Below are 279 nucleotides of genomic sequence, written 5' to 3' on the forward strand. Positions count from 1 at the left end.
GGCGGCGGCACGGCTGCTGATCACGCTACGTCGCCCCCTGCTCGTGGTGCGATTTGCAAGAAAGATGGGCTATTGGCCCAATCCCGCCGCGCCCGAGCGCTACAATGAATGCATGCTCTGGCGAAGGCTGATCGACCACAATCCGTTGTTCGTCACGCTGTCGGACAAGCTCGCCGTGAAGGAATATATCCGCGCCGTCTGCCCGGAGCTGGAAGTGCCGAAGACGTTGTGGCGCGGTCGCGACCCCGACGACATCCCGTCGGCGCTGCTCGAAGGCGA

1 pseudogene is annotated in these 279 nt (G+C 63.8%); it reads left to right on the forward strand.

The window, feature by feature from the left end:
* A pseudogene (locus EN807_RS36065) lies at positions 1–279 on the forward strand (hypothetical protein); the annotation flags it as partial.

Origin of the sequence: Mesorhizobium sp. M5C.F.Ca.ET.164.01.1.1 (genome assembly GCF_004792125.1) — a bacterium.
In the GTDB taxonomy this organism is placed as follows: domain Bacteria; phylum Pseudomonadota; class Alphaproteobacteria; order Rhizobiales; family Rhizobiaceae; genus Mesorhizobium; species Mesorhizobium wenxiniae.